This window comes from Azospira sp. APE16 (genome assembly GCF_047901315.1).
GTDB classification, from domain to species: Bacteria; Pseudomonadota; Gammaproteobacteria; order Burkholderiales; family Rhodocyclaceae; genus Azospira; species Azospira oryzae.
This window is the reverse complement of the sequence record NZ_CP179682.1, coordinates 3,300,661-3,317,425: the sequence shown is the minus strand read 5'-3', so window position 1 is coordinate 3,317,425 and position 16,765 is coordinate 3,300,661. Positions and strand designations below refer to the sequence as shown.

The following is a 16,765-nucleotide window of genomic DNA, read 5'->3' as shown; positions in this document are numbered from 1 at the left end:
ATACCGCCCATGCCCATGGACATCACCCGCACCGCGCCCTGGCAGGCCCTCCTGGCCCACCGGGAGCAGCTTCGTTCGCACCACCTGCGGGAGTTGTTCGCCCGGGAACCGGCCCGCTTCGAGAAGCTATCCTTCCGCCTCGGCGATTTTCTCGCCGATTTTTCCAAGCAGCGCATCACTCCCGAGACCCTGGGTCTGCTCACCGACCTGGCCCGGGCGGCGGATGTGGAAGGCTGGCGCGATCGCATGTTCGCCGGCGAGCGCATCAACGTCAGCGAACAGCGGGCGGTGCTGCATCCGGCCCTGCGTTTCCTCGGCACCGGCCCCTTCCCCAGTGCGGCCAAGGACGTCATGCCCGAGGTGCGGGCGGTGCGGGCCCAGATGCGGCAGTTTTCCGAGCGGGTGCGCAGCGGCCTGTGGCGCGGTTACTCCGGCGAGGCCATCCGCCATGTGGTGAACCTGGGTATCGGCGGTTCCGACCTGGGGCCCAAGATGGCGGCCCGGGCCCTGTCGGCCTACGACCATCCGGCCCTGCACGTGCATTTCGTCTCCAACCTGGACGGGGCCCAACTGGCGCCCCTGCTGGAGACCCTGGACCCCCGCACCACCCTTTTCATCGTCGCCAGCAAGACCTTCACCACCCAGGAAACCCTGCGCAACGCCGAGACGGCCCGGGACTGGCTGCTGGCGGCGGCCGGTCCGGAGAACGAGGCGGCGGCCCTGGCCCGGCACTTCGTGGCGGTGACGGCGGCACCGGCCGAGGCGGGTCTGTTCGGCATCGGCCACGACAACATCTTCACCATGTGGGACTGGGTCGGCGGCCGCTATTCCCTGTGGTCCGCGGTGGGCCTGGCCCTGGCCCTGGCCATCGGCATGACCCAGTTCGAGCGGCTCCTGGCCGGCGCCCAGGCCCTGGACCAGCATTTCCTCAAGGCGCCCTTGGAGCAGAACCTGCCGGTGCTGATGGGTCTGCTGGGCATCTGGAACACCAACTTCCTCGGCGCCGAAACCCTGGCCATCCTGCCCTACAACGAGTCCCTGCGCACTCTGCCCGGCTACCTGCAGCAGCTGGAGATGGAGAGCAACGGCAAGATGGTGACCCGCAGCGGCAAGCCCCTGTCCTGCCATCCCAATCCCATCGTCTGGGGCGAGATCGGCATCAACGGCCAGCATGCCTTCTTCCAGCTGCTGCACCAGGGCGGCTGGCTCATTCCCAGCGACTTCATCGTCGCCGCCACCAGCGACTATCCCCTGCCGGGCCACAACGGTCCCCTGCTGGCCAACTGCCTGGCCCAGAGCTCGGCCCTGGCTTTCGGCCGCAGCGAGCAGGAGGCCCGGGCCGAGCTGGAGCTGGAGGGCTGGGCCGAGGCGGAGATCGCCGCGGTCCTGCCCTACAAGGTGTTTGCCGGCAACCAGCCGTCCACCACCCTGATGCTGCCCCGCCTGGACCCCTACCACCTGGGGCTGCTGATCGCCCTCTACGAGCACAAGGTGTTCGTCCAGGGGGTGGTGTGGGGCATCAATTCCTTCGACCAATGGGGGGTGGAGCTGGGCAAGAAGCTCGCCGGCCGCCTCCTGCCCGCCCTGGAAGGCACGCCCGACGAGGGGCTGGACGCCTCCACCCGGGGCCTCATTGCCTACTGCCGTCGCCATGGCCAACTCTGAACCGACCACTTCCTCCGAGGCTCCCCAGCTCGTCGCCCTGATCGTGGCGGTGGGGGCCAACCGGGCCATCGGCCTGGACAACCAGCTGCTCTGGCGCCTGCCGGAGGACATGGCCTATTTCAAGGCCACCACCCAGGGGCGCCCGGTGATCATGGGGCGCAAGACCTGGGAATCCCTGCCGGAGAAGTTCCGTCCCCTGCCGGGGCGGCGCAATGTGGTGGTCAGCCGCAACCGGGACTACCTGGCGCCCGGCGCCATCCTTGCCCATTCCCTGGAGGAGGCCCTGGCCGCCGCCGGCGGCGGCGAGGTCTTCGTCATGGGCGGCGCCGATCTCTATGCCCAGGCCCTGCCCCTGGCCCGGCGCCTCTATCTCACCGAGGTCCGGGATGAACCCCGGGCCGACGCCTTCTTTCCCGCCCTGGAAGCGGATGCCTGGGAGGAGCGTTCGCGCCGTCCCGGCAGCCCCCCTGCCGGCGCTCCGGCCTACGATTTCGTGGTCTGGGAACGCCGTCCCCGCTGATCCAGCCTACACCTCAGTAGCGGCCGCCCGTCGGGGCGGTGGACGGACCGCCGTTGACCGGCGGCTGCTGGCCGCCGGGAATGCCGCTGCCGCGCCGTTCGCCGCTGGCGGCAAAACCGCTGTCACCACTGCCTCCGGCCGGCCCGCTGCCGGGCAAGGGCGGCGGCGTGCCGTTGCGGACGGGCCGGCTGTGGCCGTCGTTGACCCGGGCGCTTTCCCCCGCGTCTAGCAGCAGGCAGCCGCCCTCGTTGCACACTTCAATCTGGCCGCTGTAGGTGGTGGCCCCTAGGCCCCCATCCGTCGCGTATTCCAGGCCGTAGTCGGTGCCCCGGATGCCGATGGTGGCCACCGTGGTCTGCATGCGGTAATCCTCCCGCCGGGCCTTGCCGATGAGGCCGGTGATGGTGCGCAGGCCGCCCTGCAGCAGACTGAAGAAGCCCCGGGCCGGCTGGGGGGTGGTGGCGGCAAACTGGTAGTCGTCGATGCGGAACAGGCTGTCGGGATTGAGGGAGAGCTGGCTGCCATCGGAAAAGCGCAACTGCAGCCGGCCGCCGGGGCCGGTGCGGATGCTGTCGCCAGGCCCCACTTCGCTGCCGCGGACGAGCTGGCGCGGCGGCTGGTCCGGCAGGCTGGCCGTGGCCTCGCCGACGACAAAGGCGACCCGGGCGGCGGCTTCTGCCCCCAGCACCGCCGCCGGACTGCCCGCCAGCAGCAGGCCCAGCAGCCAGACGGCAAACAGGTTTCTGCTCATGCTGTCTTTTCCTCATCTTCAGTTGCGTTTCCTCCTTCCACTGCGCAGGAGGCCGGGGCCAGACCGGCCCGGTGATGTTGCCAGATTCTGGCGTAGGCCTGTTCCAGCTGGCGCACCCGGCGCCGGGTACCGAGGGGCCCATCCGTCGCACAGCCCCGACGGATGTCGGCGGCCAGGGCCATCCGCCAGGCCTCGTCCCGGCCCAGGCGGATGGCGGTGGCCACATAGGCCTCGGCACTTTCCGCCGCCAGCTGGGGCAGGCCCAGGGCCCGTACCAGGCTGCCGCCCACCCGGGCCTGGAAGCCTTCCCCCTGCAGGGACAGCACGGGCGTGCCCATCCCCAGGGCGTCGGCGCCGGTGCCGTGGCCGTGGTAGAGGGGCGTGTCGAGCACGGCATGGACGTGGCGGTAGCGGGCCAGATAACGGGGCCGGGTGGTGCCCGGGGAAAAGTGCAGCCGGGTCGCCCCGATGCCGGCCTCGGCGGCCCGCCGGGTGAGCGCCGCGGCCACGGCCGGTGTCTCGGCGTGGAGCCACAGCACGGCTTCGGGCACCGCCGCCAGGACGGCCTGCCACAGGGCCATGGCCTGGGCATCCACCTTCCAGGTCTGGTTGAAACAGGCGAAGACCACCGGGGCGGCGGGAGCGCCCAGCTCGGCCGCCTCCAGCAAGGGAACGGCGGGTGGCTCGCTGTCCAGCAGGAAGAAGCTGTCCGGCAGCCGGATCAGGGCCTCGGCCCAGTGGGCCTCGCTGCCCGGCGGGCAGACGTGCCGGTCCACCAGGGCGTAGTCGGCCAGGCCCCTGCCGAGGGTGCCCGGGTAGCCCTGGTACAGCACCTTGAGTGGGCTGCCGGGGCGCCGCGCCAGGCGGGGGCGGCCGCCCCGGGTGTAGCCGGCCAGGTCCACCAGGATCTGGATGCCGTCCCGGGCCATTCGCTGCTCCAGGTCTCCGTCGCTGAGCCCATAAACTTCGGTGAAGGCATCAGCCTCCCGGCGCAATTGGCGACGTACTTCGCTGCCGTCGTCCCGGGAGTCGGCATAGAGGGTGATGTGGCAGCGACGGCGGTCATGGTGCCGGCAGAAGGAGCGCAGGCAATGGCCCATGGGGTGGTTGCCGAAGTCCGGCGACAGGTAGGCGATGCGCAGGGGGCCGTCATGGCGGGCCCGGGGCCGGGGCAGGGCGGTGGCCGGAGGCATTGCCGCCAGCAGGGCGTCGGCCCAGCCGTCGGCCAGACGGCGCCGGACAGCCGGTGCCAGGGGGGCAGCGAAGAGGGCGAAGGCGCTGTGCCAGTCCGTCGCTGTGGGCGCCAGGGGATAGGCGGCGCTTTCCTGGGCGAAGGTTTGCCGTTGTGCCCACTCTCCCTGGCCCGCCTGCTGGCGGTGGTAACCGGTAAAACACTGCAGCGGGCTGGGCAGGGAGCCGGGGCCGAAGACCTGGCCGGTGAGCGGGTTGGTCCAGTGGCGGCGCTCCCCGGGAGCCCGCTCCCAGGCTTCGCCCAGGACCGTCCGGGCCGGCTCCCAGCGGGCCTGGGCGGCCAGGGCCATGCCCCACAGCAATTGCAGGTGGGTATCGGTGGCGCCGGCCAGCAGGGCCTCGGCCTCCGGGGCTCGGCCGGCTGCCAGCAGTATTTCCCCTTGCAGTTGCCGCAGGGTCCGGTGCTCATCCGCCGGCTCGGGTGTCAGGGTTCGCAGGAGCGCCAGGGCGTCTTCCGTCTGCCCCATGCGGGAGAGCAGGGTGGCGTGGCGCAGGCCGGCGGGGAAGGACAGGGCTGGCGTTGCCGCCGGAACCCGCCCATAGGCGGCGATGGCGCCGGCGTGGTCGCCGTCCATTTCCAGCAGGCGCCCCAGGTTGAGCAGGCATTCGCCGGCTGCCGGCCGGTACTCGAGGCACAGGCGCAGGACCTGGCAGGCCCGGGCATTGTTCCCCTGGAGGTGGAGGGCCGTGGCCAGGGCGTTGGCGGCGTTGATATGGGCGGGATCCAGGGCCAGGCAGTGTTCCAGCGGCGCCACGGCCAGGCGGGGCTGGCCGGCTTGCAGCTGGCACACTCCCAGCAGGAAGGCGTGTTCGGCGGCATCCCCGGGCCGGGGCGGATTGGCCTGCAGCCACTCCCGGGCCGCCTGGGGCGCCCCCCGGGCCAGCAGGTCCCGGGCGGGAGCCAGGGCGCTGTCGCTCATGGGCCGGGGCCTGACGGCGTCCGCCCGACTACTTCTTGAAGACGGCGGCGCCGCTGATCTTGCCCAGGTCCGTACCGGGCAGGTTGTCCAGGAACTGGTAGGTCAGACCGGCGTGGGAGGCGCCGCTGCCGGCGAGGAAGCCTATGATGCTGCCTGCCGTGCAGGAACCTCCACAAATGGTGGGGCCGCTGATCTGGTTGCCGTAGATCAGGCTGAGTGTGTCATTGATTGCGTATGACTTTCCACCGATAGGTACGGTCAGGTTCAAGCCGACGCTATAGTCGGCAAAGCTGACTGTGAGCTTGCCTGTAACCGCCTGAGTTCCGACAACCCCTGTGCTGGAAGTCGGTAGCGTAAAGCCGAGTAGGCCGTAAGTGGCAACGGTGGTTCCAGATAGGGCTGGGTCGGAGAGGGGGGTCGGGGTGCCCACTACATAGTGGACGTTGCTCAGCGCCGCAGTGGTGCTGGTGCTGCTGTTGGCCAGAGTGGCGTTACTCCAGCGGCCCCAGCCCACGACGCCGTCGGTGAAATAGAAGGAGTTGCCCTGGGCTGTATAGGTATAGGTTCCGGACTGTAGCGTGGCGAGGCTGCCGTCGGCGCCGAAGGCAGCCTGGCCGTTGGAGGTAAAGGCCATATAGGGCGAACCATCCTTGGTCCCGCTCCAATACAGGTCGTAGCCTGAGCCACCGACCATGGCCGGAGCCTGTAGCGAAGGCGAACCATTGGCAGTCCGTGTTTCGCCGCTGGCGAAAAACACCTGGGGCGAGACGCTGGGCGGTGCCGGCGGCAGGTTGGTACGGGCTTCGGTACGGCTGGGCTGGGAGGTGGGGGTGGTGACCAGGGCCGATTCGCCGCTGGACAGCAGCAGGCAGCCGCCGCCGTTGCACACCATGACCTGGCCTTCGCCGGTGGAGACGGTGATGCCGTCGCCGTAGGTGATGGAGTACTCGGTGCCCCGGATGCCGATGGTGGCCACGTTGGTGGTGACCCGGTAGTTGTCCTTGTTGGTGCGCCCGATGAGGCCGGTGATGGTGCGCATGCCGCCCTTGAGCAGGCTGAAGAAGCCCTGCTCGCTGCCGTCCGCCTGGCCGGCGTAGCGGTAGCTGTCCACCCGGAAGTCGCTCTGGGGCTGCAGGGAAACCAGGGAGCCGTCGGAGAAGCGCAGCTGGGCGCGGCCATCCCGGGTGCTGACCGTTTCCCCGGGCTGGACTTCGGCGCCCTTGCTCAGGGGGCGGGTACTGCCGGCGGCGCCGAGGGCCACCACGTTGCCGACGGCGAAATCGACTCGGGCGGCGGCTGCGGCCGTGGCCAGGCCCGGGTAGGCGGCGGCCAGGGCCAGCAGCAGGGGGGAGGGGCGGGAGGTGAGGGCGATGTGCATGGCGGGACCTGCTTCAGAAATCGCGGCGGACGGTAACGGAGACCACCTGGCGGTGGTAATCGTTGAGGGTCAGGTTGGAGTCGTTGCGGGTATAGCTGAACTGGGGCGTGATGTGCCATTCCCGGCTGGGACTGAAATTGGCCCCCACGTTGATGTTGGCCTGCAGGTCCTGGCGGATGCTGAGGAAGAAGGGGTCGCTGCCGTGGTAGCGGCGCTGTTCCAGATTGGCGTTGGCAAAGCCCACCCAGCGCGGGGCCAGGTCCATCTGGCCGCCGATGCGCACGCCCACCAGGTCATGGCCCATGAAGGTGGCCAGCTCGTTCTTTTCCATCTCGGTGCCCACGTAGGCGCCGCCGTAGATGACCTGCCCCTCGCGGAAGGCGTGGGCGTAGGCTCCGCCGACGACGAAACGGTCCGTGTTGCGGATGGCCTGGCCCGGGTAGGTGAGGCTGGCGTACTGGAGGTAGAGGCTGGCCTGGTTGCGGGAGTCGTAGTTGTGCTGCCATTGGCCGGTGAAGCCCATGGCGTCCCGGTAGCGCTCGCCGTTGAGGCGGAAGGTGCTGGCCTGGAGGGCAAGGGAATACTGGTTCTTGTCCACCGCCTTGGTCAGGCCCAGATTGGCGTCCCAGCTGCCGTTGTCGAAGTCGGTATCGTTGCTGTTGAGGCGCTGGGAGAAGGCGGCACCGCCGGTGACGGCCAGGCCAGCCTGCAGGGGAGTGCGGAAATTGATGCCGCCGGCCACGTTGGTGAAGGTGTCACCGTTTTCCTTGGCGCCGCTGCCGACCGGGAACATCCAGCCGCCGAAGAAGGGAATGGCGTACTCGCCGCGGCTGGTGCCGCTGTTGACGTTGCTGTCGATGCCCAGACCCAGCTCCAGATAGCCGCGCACCTGGGTGCGGGCTTCGTCCTCCAGGCGCTCCACTGCTGCCAGGAAACGCTCGATGGTGCTGCCCACTTCGGCCGGCACGCCCATGCTGCGCACATTCTCGAACTCGCGGCGGGCATTCTTGGTCTCGCCCAGGGCCAGATAGGCCCGGGCAATCTCGGCCCGGGCCCGGGCGTTGTTCGGTTCCTGGGCCAGCACCCGTTCCAGGGCGAAGACCGCCCGGGTGTTCTGGCCCGCCTCCAGGGCGGCCAGCCCCAGCAGCAGGTCGTATTCGATTTCCCCGGCCCGTTCGGGCTCCAGGCTTTCCAGCAGGACATAGGCTTCGCTGCCCCTGCCGCTTTCCAGCAGGCGTCCGGCCTGGCCCAGGGTGGCATCGGCCCCCCAGGCGGCGCCGCAGCCCAGCAACGACAGGACGGCGCAGACATTCAATACGGATTTTTTGACTTTCACCCCAGACCCCAATTCAACAATTTCTTATCGCGGCTAATGTGGCAAAGCAGCATGGCAATGTCAATGCAGTTATTCCCATTTTTCATGGGCTTGGCGCGATATTTGAGAAAATTCTGGCGAAAAAAAGCGGCGGGAAATCCCGCCGCTTTCTGTGCCGCACCGCCGGGTCAGCGTACGCAGTCCACGTAGTAGCCCACCTTGCCGTCCCGCTCTTCCTTGACCAGACCGTGGATGTCGGTCTCGAAGCCGGGGAATTTCTCGTTGAAATCCCGGGCGAACTGCAGGTACTGCATGATGGTGCGGTTGAAGCGCTCGCCCGGGATGAGCAGGGGAATGCCCGGGGGATAGGGGGTGAGCAGCACCGAGGTGACCCGGCCTTCCAGCTCGTCGATGGGCACCCGGTCGATTTCCCGATGGGCCATCTTGGCGAAGGCGTCGGCAGGCTTCATGGCCGGCACCATGTCGGAGAGGTACATCTCGGTGGTCAGGCGGGCCACGTCGTTGGAGCGGTAGACGGCGTGGATTTCCCGGCACAGGTCGCGCAGGCCGACCCGCTCGTAGCGCGGGTGCTTGGCGACGAAGGCGGGCAGCACCTTCCACAGGGGCTGGTTCTTGTCGTAGTCGTCCTTGAACTGCTGCAGTTCGGTCACCATGCTGTTCCAGCGGCCCTTGGTGATGCCGATGGTGAACATGATGAAGAAGGAGTAGAGGCCGCACTTCTCCACGATCACGCCGTGTTCGGCCAGGTACTTGGTGACGATGGCGGCGGGAATGCCCCGTTCGGCGAACTCGCCGTCCACGTCCAGGCCCGGGGTGATGATGGTGGCCTTGATCGGGTCCAGCATGTTGAAGCCGTCGGCCAGGTTGCCGAAGCCGTGCCAGCGGTCGCCGGGCTTGAGCATCCAGGCGTCCCGCTCCTCGATGCCTTCCTCGGAGAGGTCGTCCGGGCCCCATACCTTGAACCACCAGCCGGAGCCCCACTCCTCGTCCACCTTGCGCATGGCGCGGCGGAAGTCCAGGGCCTCTGCGATGGATTCCTCCACCAGGGCGGTGCCGCCCGGCTCTTCCATCATGGCCGCGGCCACGTCGCAGGAGGCGATGATGGCGTACTGGGGGCTGGTGGAGGTGTGCATGAGGTAGGCCTCATTGAACACGTCCCGGTCCAGGTGGCTGTTCTCCGCATCCTGCACCAGGATCTGGGAGGCCTGGGAAAGGCCGGCCAGGAGCTTGTGGGTGGACTGGGTGGAGAAGACCATGGACTCCTTGCAGCGGGGCCGGTCGGCGCCGATGGCGTGGTAATCGCCGTAGAAGTCGTGGAAGGCGGCGTGGGGCAGCCAGGCTTCGTCGAAGTGCAGGGTGTCGATCTTGCCGTCCAGCTCTTCCTTGATGGCTTCCACGTTGTAGAGGATGCCGTCGTAGGTGGACTGGGTGATGGTCAGCACCCGGGGCTTGGCGTTCTTGTCCGTGGCGAAGGGGTTGGCGGCGATCTTCTTCTGGATGTTCTCCCAGGCGAACTCGCTCTTGGGGATGGGGCCGATGATGCCGAAGTTGTTGCGGGTCGGCATGAGAAAGACCGGGATGGCGCCGGTCATCATGATGGCGTGCAGGATGGACTTGTGGCAGTTGCGGTCCACCACCACGATGTCGCCGGGGGCCACGGTGGAGTGCCAGACGATCTTGTTGGAGGTGGAGGTGCCGTTGGTGACGAAGTACAGGTGGTCGCAGTTGAAGATGCGTGCCGCATTGCGCTCGGAGGCCGCCACCGGGCCGGTGTGGTCCAGCAGCTGGCCCAGTTCCTCCACGGCGTTGCAGACGTCGGCGCGCAGCATGTTCTCGCCGAAGAACTGGTGGAACATCTGGCCCACCGGGCTCTTCAGGAAGGCGACGCCGCCGGAGTGGCCGGGACAGTGCCAGGAATAGGAGCCGTCCGAGGCGTAGTGGGTGAGGGCCCGGAAGAAGGGGGGCGGCAGGGATTCCAGGTAGGCCTTGGCTTCCCGCACCACGTTGCGGGCGATGAATTCCGGCGTGTCTTCATACATGTGGATGAAGCCGTGCAGTTCCCGCAGCACGTCGTTGGGGATGTGGCGGGAGGTGCGGGTCTCGCCGTGCAGGAAGATGGGAATCTCACTGTTGCGCAGGCGGATTTCGCTGACGAAGGCGCGCAGGCCGGCAATGGCCTTGGCGGACGCCTCGGGCGAGGAGAACTCCTCGTCGTCGATGGACAGGATGAAGGTGGAGGCCCGGCTCTGCTGCTGGGCGAAGGAGGTCAGGTCGCCGTAGCTGGTGACGCCCAGCACTTCCAGACCTTCGGCCTGGATGGCTTCCGCCAGGGCCCGGATGCCCAGGCCCGAGGCATTCTCGGAGCGGAAGTCTTCGTCGATGATGATGACCGGGAAGTGGAAGCGCATGGCTGTTCCTCAAAAGACGGCGACCCGCCGGAGCGGGTCACAGGATAAGTCGAAAATGTTGCGCGAAGGCGTCAGATCTTGGGCAGGGTGACGCCCACCTGGCCCTGGTACTTGCCGCCCCGGTCCTTGTAGGAGGTCTCGCAGACCTCGTCGGACTCGAAGAAGAGCACCTGAGCGCAGCCCTCGCCGGCGTAGATCTTGGCCGGCAGGGGGGTGGTGTTGGAGAACTCCAGGGTGACGTAGCCTTCCCATTCGGGTTCGAAGGGGGTGACGTTCACGATGATGCCGCAACGGGCGTAGGTGCTCTTGCCCAGGCAGACGGTGAGCACGCTGCGGGGGATGCGGAAGTATTCGACGGTGCGGGCCAGGGCGAAGGAGTTGGGCGGGATGATGCAGTAATCCGCCTCGATCTCGACGAAGGACTGGGGATCGAACTTCTTCGGGTCCACGATGGTGGAGTTGATGTTGGTGAAGACCTTGAATTCCCGGGCGCAGCGGATGTCGTAGCCGTAGCTGGAGGTGCCGTAGGAAACGATCTTCTCCCCATTGACCTCGCGCACCAGCCCCGGCTCGAACGGTTCGATCATGCCGTGCTGCTCCGCCATGCGGCGGATCCACTTATCGGATTTGATGGCCATGCCAGCTACCCCAACACCTTGGAAAAAAGCGGATTCTACTTGGTGTTGGGGTGCACAAAAAGGGTTTTTACAGGAGGGGAAGCCCGTGGTGGGCGGGGCGGGGGGCGGCGGTGCCGCTGCCGGGGGGAAAACGCAGGCAGATCAAGTGGATGGCGGGGGCTCGGGTGGGCCTTTGCCCCCGCCGGCGGCTCAGGTGTTCTGCACCACGATGTTGGGGAACTTGGCGGTCAGGTCCTTGGCCTTGTCGGCGATCTTCACCGCCACCCGGCGGGCGATGGCCCGGTAGATTTCCGCCGGGCGGGAATCGGGGGCGCCGACCACGGTGGGCTTGCCGGTGTCGGCCATTTCCCGGATGGCCAGTTCCAGGGGCAGGGCGCCGAGGAATTCCACGTCGTAGTCCTTGCACATCTGCTCGCCGCCGCCGTGGCCGAAGATATGTTCTTCATGGCCGCAGTTGGAGCAGATGTGGATGGACATGTTCTCGACGATGCCGAGGATGGGAATGCCCACCTTCTCGAACATCTTCAGGCCCTTGCGGGCGTCGATGAGGGCTATGTCCTGGGGCGTGGTGACCACCACGGCGCCGGTCACCGGCACCTTCTGGGAGAGGGTCAGCTGGGTGTCGCCGGTGCCCGGTGGCATGTCGATCACCAGGTAATCCACGTCGCGCCAGTTGGTGTCCCGCAGCAGCTGTTCCAGGGCCTGGGTGACCATGGGGCCGCGCCAGACCATGGGGGTTTCCACGTCTTCCAGGAGGAAACCGATGGACATGGCCTGGATGCCGTGGGCCTCCAGGGGCTCTAGGCTCTGGCCGTCCTTGGATTCGGGCTGTTTGCCGGCCAGTCCCAGCATCTGGGGCTGGGAGGGGCCGTAGATGTCGGCGTCCAGCAGGCCGACCGTGGCGCCTTCCTGGGCCAGGGCCAGGGCCAGGTTCACGGCGGTGGTGCTTTTGCCGACGCCGCCCTTGCCGGAGGCCACGGCGATGATGTTCTTGACGCCCGGCAGCAGCTTCACGCCCCGCTGCACGGTGTGGGAGACGATTTTCACATAGACATTGGCGGAGACGTTGCCGGCGCCGGGCAGGGCCTTGATGGCGGCGATGACCCGGGTGCGGATGGCGTCGATCTGGGTCTTGGCCGGGTAGCCCAGCTCGATGTCCAGGGAGACGTCGTTGCCGTCCACCTTGATGTTGCGGGCGGCCTTGGAGGAAACGTAGTCCTTCTGGGTATTGGGGTCGATCAGGGACTGCAGGGCAGTGTGGACGTCGGCGACGCTGATGGTCATGGCAGGGAACTCCTGTGGGAAGCCTGATACTTGAGTGATTTTGTCGAGTATACCCCAAGGCAGGGGCCGGCCAAAAGCGCTCCTTGGCCGTCAGGCCGGCTTCTTTTCGTTCTTTTCCGGGGCCGGGCCGGGTCCTGGGCCCCGCGTTTGGTAAACTCCCGCCTTTGCTCCGACTTTTTCAGGCTCCCCCATGAAGCGCAAGATCCTCGTCACCTCCGCACTGCCCTACGCCAACGGCTCCATCCACCTGGGCCATCTGGTGGAGTACATCCAGACCGACATCTGGGTGCGCTTCCAGAAAATGCGGGGCCACGACTGCTGGTACGTCTGCGCCGACGACACCCACGGCACCCCCATCATGCTGCGGGCCCAAAACGAAGGCATCACCCCGGAAGCCCTGATCGAGCGGGTCTACGGCGAGCATACGCGGGACTTCGCCGGCTTCCTGGTGGGTTTCGACAACTACTATTCCACCAACACCCCGGAAACCCGCCGCTGCGCTGAAGACATCTACGGCAAGCTGAAGGCGGCCGGCCTTATCGAGGTGCGCTCCATCGAGCAGTTCTACGATCCGGTGAAAGAGATGTTCCTGCCGGACCGCTTCATCAAGGGCGAGTGCCCCAAGTGCGGCGCCAAGGACCAGTACGGCGACAACTGCGAGGTCTGCGGTGCCGCCTACACCCCCAACGACCTGAAGGACCCGTACTCCGCCGTCTCCGGTGCCAAGCCGGAAATGCGTTCGTCCGACCATTATTTCTTCAAGCTTTCCGATCCCCGCTGCCAGGATTTCCTGCGCCGCTGGACCCGGGAAGAGGGCCGCCTGCAGCCGGAAGCCGCCAACAAGATGCAGGAGTGGCTGGGGGCCGAGGGCGAGAACAAGCTCACCGACTGGGACATCTCCCGGGACGCGCCCTATTTTGGTTTCGAGATCCCTGGCGCCCCCGGCAAGTACTTCTACGTCTGGCTCGACGCCCCCATCGGCTACATGGGCTCCTTCGCCAATCTGTGCGAGAAGCAGGGCCTGGATTTCAACGAATACTGGAGCAAGGATTCGAAAGCCGAGCTGTACCACTTCATCGGCAAGGACATCCTTTACTTCCACGCCCTGTTCTGGCCCGCCGAGCTGGAGCAGGCCGGCTTCCGCACCCCGACCAAGGTCTTCGCCCACGGCTTCCTCACCGTGGACGGGCAGAAGATGTCCAAGTCCCGCGGCACCTTCATCACCGCCGAAAGCTATCTCAAGCAGGGCCTCAACCCGGAATGGCTGCGCTACTACTTCGCCGCCAAGCTGACCAATACCCTGGAAGACATCGACCTGTCCCTGCCCGACTTCACCGCCCGGGTGAATTCCGACCTGGTGGGCAAGTACGTGAATATCGCCAGCCGCGCCGCCGGCTTCATCGCCAAGCGCTTCAACGGCCAGCTGGCCGTGGCCGACCAGTCCCTGGCCCCCTACGCCGCCATCCGGGAAGCGGCCCCGCGCATCGCCGAATACTACGAGAACCGGGAATTCGGCCGTGCCCTGCGGGAAATCATGGCCCTGGCCGATGGCGTTAACCAGTACGTGGACACGGTGAAGCCCTGGGAACTGGCCAAGCAGGAAGGCCAGGACGCGGCCCTGCACGCCGCCTGCACCAATGCGCTGAACCTGTTCCGCCTGCTCACCGTGCTGCTGAAGCCGGTGCTGCCGGTGCTGGCCGACAAGGTGGCCGCCTTCCTCAACGTCGCCCCCTTCGCCTGGGACGACGTCAATGCCGTGCTGGCCGCCGGCCACGCCATCCAGCCCTACGAGCACCTCATGACCCGCATCGACCCCAAGCTGGTGGAAGCCCTGGTTGAGGCCAACAAGGCATCCCTGGCGCCTGCCGTTGCTGCTGCCCCGGCCAAGGCTGCGGAGAAGGGCGCCGAGCATTCCCAGCAGCGCCACGCCGAAAAGCAGCAGAAGGAAGCCCAGGTGGCCCAGGCCGCCGCCGAGACCGGCCCCCACATTTCCATCGACGACTTCATGAAGGTGGACCTGCGCATCGCCAAGATCGTGGACGCCAGCCATGTGGAAGGCGCCGACAAGCTGATCCGCCTGCAGCTGGATATCGGCGAGGAGAAGCCGCGCCAGGTCTTCGCCGGCATCAAGTCCGCCTACGATCCGGCCGCCCTGGTGGGCCGCCTGACGGTGATGGTGGCCAACCTGGCACCGCGCAAGATGAAGTTCGGCATGTCCGAAGGCATGGTACTGGCTGCCTCCGATCCGGAAGGCAAGACCGGCGGCCTCTACATCCTGTCGCCCGATTCCGGCGCCCAGCCCGGGATGCGGGTAAAATAACCGGACGATCTAAAGCCGCCGATATTAGTGACTGTAAGTTCTGTGTCAGCCCCACGCCCTAGTCTAGCGCCATGATCCTGCCCCAAGGCAAACGCCGCTTTTCCCTGACCCTGCCGATCCTCGGCTACGCCCTCCTGGACGTGGCCGGGATGGTGGCGTTCGCGGTGGGCCTGGCCTACCTCGCGGGTAAGGAACCCCTGTTTTTCCGCAACTTCCCCACGACTACCGGGGAAGCACTCCTCAGTACTATCGCCGGTCTGGGTCTCATGCTCTGGGCTGCCGCCCGGATTCTGCGCGAGACCCTGAATCAGGTTCCCACACAAGACAGCACAGAACAGCAATGAGCGCCTTCCGACCGAAGCTCCTGGACTGCCTGCCTGATTACGACCGGGCCCAGTTCGGGCGCGACGTGTCGGCAGGCCTCACCGTGGGCGTACTCGCCCTGCCTTTGGCCATGGCCTTTGCCATCGCTTCCGGCGTGGACCCGGCAGCGGGTATCTGGACGGCCATCGTCGCCGGTTTCCTCATCTCCGCCCTGGGCGGCTCCCGGGTACAGATCGGCGGCCCCACCGGCGCCTTCATCGTCATCGTCTACGGCATCGTCGCCCAGTACGGCCTGGCCAACCTGCTCATCGCCACCATGCTGGCGGGGCTGATTCTCATCGGCATGGGTCTGGCCCGGCTGGGTGCCCTGATCCGTTTCATTCCGGTCACGGTAGTGATCGGCTTCACCAACGGCATTGCCGTGCTCATCTTCATCAGCCAGATCAAGGAATTCCTGGGCCTGGACATGGAGGCCCTGCCGGCCGAGTTCTTCGCCAAGATGAAGGTGCTGGCCGCCAACCTGCCCCATACGGACCTGCCCACCCTGGCCCTGGCCTCCGCCTCCCTGGTGTTGCTGGTGGTCTGGAACAAGCGCATCGCCGGCAAGGTACCGCTGCTGGGCAAGCTGCCCGGCCCCCTGGCAGTGCTCATCGCCGGCACGGTGGCCCAGTCCCTGCTCGAATTCCCGGTGGAGACCATCGGCAGCCGCTTCGGCGGCATTCCCCAGTCCCTGCCGGCTTTCGCCTTTCCCGAGCTGACCCTGTCCACCCTGCGCAACCTCATTTCCCCGGCCATCACCATTGCCCTGCTGGGAGCCATCGAATCCCTGCTGTCGGCCCGGGTGGCTGACAGCCAGATCGACGACCGCCACGATCCCAACCAGGAACTGCTGGCCCAGGGCGTCGCCAATGTGGTGGCTCCCCTGGTGGGCGGTTTTGCCGCCACCGGCGCCATCGCCCGCACCAGCACCAATGTGCGGGCCGGCGGCCGTACTCCGGTGGCCGGCATGGTGCACGCCCTGACCCTGCTGGCGGTGGTGCTGGTGGCGGCCCCCCTGGCCAGCGACGTGCCCCTGGCCACCCTCTCCGCCATCCTCATGGTGGTGGCCTGGAACATGGGCGAGTGGCACGAGTTCAAGGAACTGCCCCGTTACTCCATGAACTACCGGGCCATCCTCCTTTCCACCTTCTTCATCACCGTGGTCTTCGACCTGACCCTGGCGGTGGAGATCGGCATGGTGCTGGCTTCCCTCTTCTTCATCTACCGCATGTCCGAGCTGACCAAGGTGGCGCCCCTGAGCCTGCCCGACTGGGCGGCGGGCCAGCCGGTGGCGGCCTACAGTCTCTACGGCTCCCTCTTCTTCGGCGCCGTGGGCAAGCTGCAGACCCTGCTGGACCAGCATGCCCAGGGCACCCAGGTGCTGATCCTGGACCTGCACCAGGTGATCAACCTGGACACCACCGGCCTGGACACCCTGGAGGCCCTGCAGCGCATGCTGGCCAAGCGGGGTGGCTGCCTGATCCTGGCCGGGCTCAATGCCCAGCCCGGTTCCCTAGTGTCCCGCTCCGGCTTTGCCGACGACGTGGGGACGGACAACCTGGTGGACAGCCTGGCCGAGGCCTGGCAGCGGGCCGCCATCCTGCTGCCCCGGGATGAGGCAGGAGGCTCCCCGTCCCATGCCTGAACGGGCGGTGCGGCTGCGGGTGCGCGGCCTGGTGCAGGGTGTCGGCTTTCGCTGGTCCCTCTGCAGCGAGGCCCAAGGCCTGGGGCTGAGGGGCTGGGTGCGCAACCGCAGCGACGGTTCGGTGGAGGCCCTGGCCTGGGGCGAAGCCGAGGCGGTGGCCGGACTGCTGGCCTGGGCCACCCAGGGACCGCCGGCCGCCCGGGTGAGCGGGGTGGAGATCCTGGAAGCCGCGCCGGAAGCCGATCCGACAGAAGGTTTTGAACAGCGCCCCAGCCTCTGACACAAT

The 16,765-nt window shown here is 67.2% G+C and carries 13 protein-coding genes; 6 read left to right on the top strand and 7 right to left on the bottom strand.

Going from position 1 to position 16,765, the window contains the following annotated elements; all coding sequences use genetic code 11:
- Nucleotides 1–9 precede the first annotated feature (9 nt).
- Together pgi and ACLSSQ_RS15810 are read left to right on the top strand one after the other, a co-directional pair.
- Nucleotides 10–1,665, top strand: a complete 1,656-nt coding sequence (pgi, locus tag ACLSSQ_RS15815) for a glucose-6-phosphate isomerase (protein WP_014236340.1) — start codon at nucleotides 10–12, stop codon at nucleotides 1,663–1,665.
- Nucleotides 1,652–2,185 (top strand): dihydrofolate reductase, encoded by a 534-nt coding sequence (locus ACLSSQ_RS15810; RefSeq protein WP_014236341.1) that lies wholly within the window; start codon nucleotides 1,652–1,654, stop codon nucleotides 2,183–2,185. The genes pgi and ACLSSQ_RS15810 overlap by 14 nt, the downstream gene beginning before the upstream one ends.
- A 13-nt stretch (nucleotides 2,186–2,198) precedes the next feature.
- Here the strand turns inward: ACLSSQ_RS15810 and ACLSSQ_RS15805 are convergent, their stop codons facing one another.
- The 7 genes from ACLSSQ_RS15805 to apbC all read right to left on the bottom strand — a co-directional run bounded on the left by ACLSSQ_RS15805 (nucleotide 2,199) and on the right by apbC (nucleotide 12,151).
- On the bottom strand, nucleotides 2,199–2,936 hold the full coding sequence (locus ACLSSQ_RS15805; RefSeq protein ID WP_416243210.1) for a FecR family protein: 738 nt from the start codon (nucleotides 2,934–2,936) through the stop codon (nucleotides 2,199–2,201).
- Complete coding sequence (locus ACLSSQ_RS15800; RefSeq protein ID WP_416243209.1) at nucleotides 2,933–5,107, bottom strand: hypothetical protein; 2,175 nt, start codon at nucleotides 5,105–5,107, stop codon at nucleotides 2,933–2,935. The genes ACLSSQ_RS15805 and ACLSSQ_RS15800 overlap by 4 nt, the downstream gene beginning before the upstream one ends.
- Nucleotides 5,108–5,135: 28 nt before the next feature.
- A complete protein-coding gene (locus ACLSSQ_RS15795; protein ID WP_416243208.1) occupies nucleotides 5,136–6,485 on the bottom strand; it encodes a FecR family protein in 1,350 nt (449 codons plus the stop codon).
- 13 nt (nucleotides 6,486–6,498) lie between these two features.
- Nucleotides 6,499–7,821 carry a surface lipoprotein assembly modifier gene (locus ACLSSQ_RS15790; RefSeq protein WP_416243207.1) on the bottom strand — a complete coding sequence of 441 codons (1,323 nt, stop codon included), beginning with the start codon at nucleotides 7,819–7,821 and terminating at the stop codon, nucleotides 6,499–6,501.
- Between the two features lie 167 nt (nucleotides 7,822–7,988).
- Nucleotides 7,989–10,229, bottom strand: coding sequence for an arginine/lysine/ornithine decarboxylase (locus tag ACLSSQ_RS15785; protein ID WP_014236346.1), 2,241 nt, complete (start codon nucleotides 10,227–10,229; stop codon nucleotides 7,989–7,991).
- 71 nt (nucleotides 10,230–10,300) lie between these two features.
- On the bottom strand, nucleotides 10,301–10,867 hold the full coding sequence (gene dcd, locus ACLSSQ_RS15780; protein WP_014236347.1) for a dCTP deaminase: 567 nt from the start codon (nucleotides 10,865–10,867) through the stop codon (nucleotides 10,301–10,303).
- A gap of 189 nt (nucleotides 10,868–11,056) precedes the next feature.
- Nucleotides 11,057–12,151 (bottom strand): iron-sulfur cluster carrier protein ApbC, encoded by a 1,095-nt coding sequence (apbC, locus tag ACLSSQ_RS15775; protein WP_416243206.1) that lies wholly within the window; start codon nucleotides 12,149–12,151, stop codon nucleotides 11,057–11,059.
- A 190-nt stretch (nucleotides 12,152–12,341) separates the two neighbouring features.
- Between apbC and metG the strand changes: the two genes are divergently transcribed.
- From metG to ACLSSQ_RS15755, 4 genes are all read left to right on the top strand, one after another.
- The gene (metG, locus tag ACLSSQ_RS15770; protein ID WP_416243205.1) at nucleotides 12,342–14,471 is read left to right on the top strand and encodes a methionine--tRNA ligase; all 2,130 of its coding nucleotides are present in this window, start codon (nucleotides 12,342–12,344) and stop codon (nucleotides 14,469–14,471) included.
- Nucleotides 14,472–14,542: 71 nt separating this feature from the next.
- The gene (locus ACLSSQ_RS15765; RefSeq protein WP_109040418.1) at nucleotides 14,543–14,815 is read left to right on the top strand and encodes a hypothetical protein; all 273 of its coding nucleotides are present in this window, start codon (nucleotides 14,543–14,545) and stop codon (nucleotides 14,813–14,815) included.
- Entirely contained in the window at nucleotides 14,812–16,479 is a 1,668-nt protein-coding gene (locus ACLSSQ_RS15760) for a SulP family inorganic anion transporter (protein ID WP_416243204.1), read from the top strand. Before ACLSSQ_RS15765 ends, ACLSSQ_RS15760 begins: the two co-directional genes overlap by 4 nt.
- Nucleotides 16,472–16,759, top strand: a complete 288-nt coding sequence (locus tag ACLSSQ_RS15755) for an acylphosphatase (RefSeq protein WP_416243203.1) — start codon at nucleotides 16,472–16,474, stop codon at nucleotides 16,757–16,759. Before ACLSSQ_RS15760 ends, ACLSSQ_RS15755 begins: the two co-directional genes overlap by 8 nt.
- Nucleotides 16,760–16,765 lie beyond the last annotated feature (6 nt).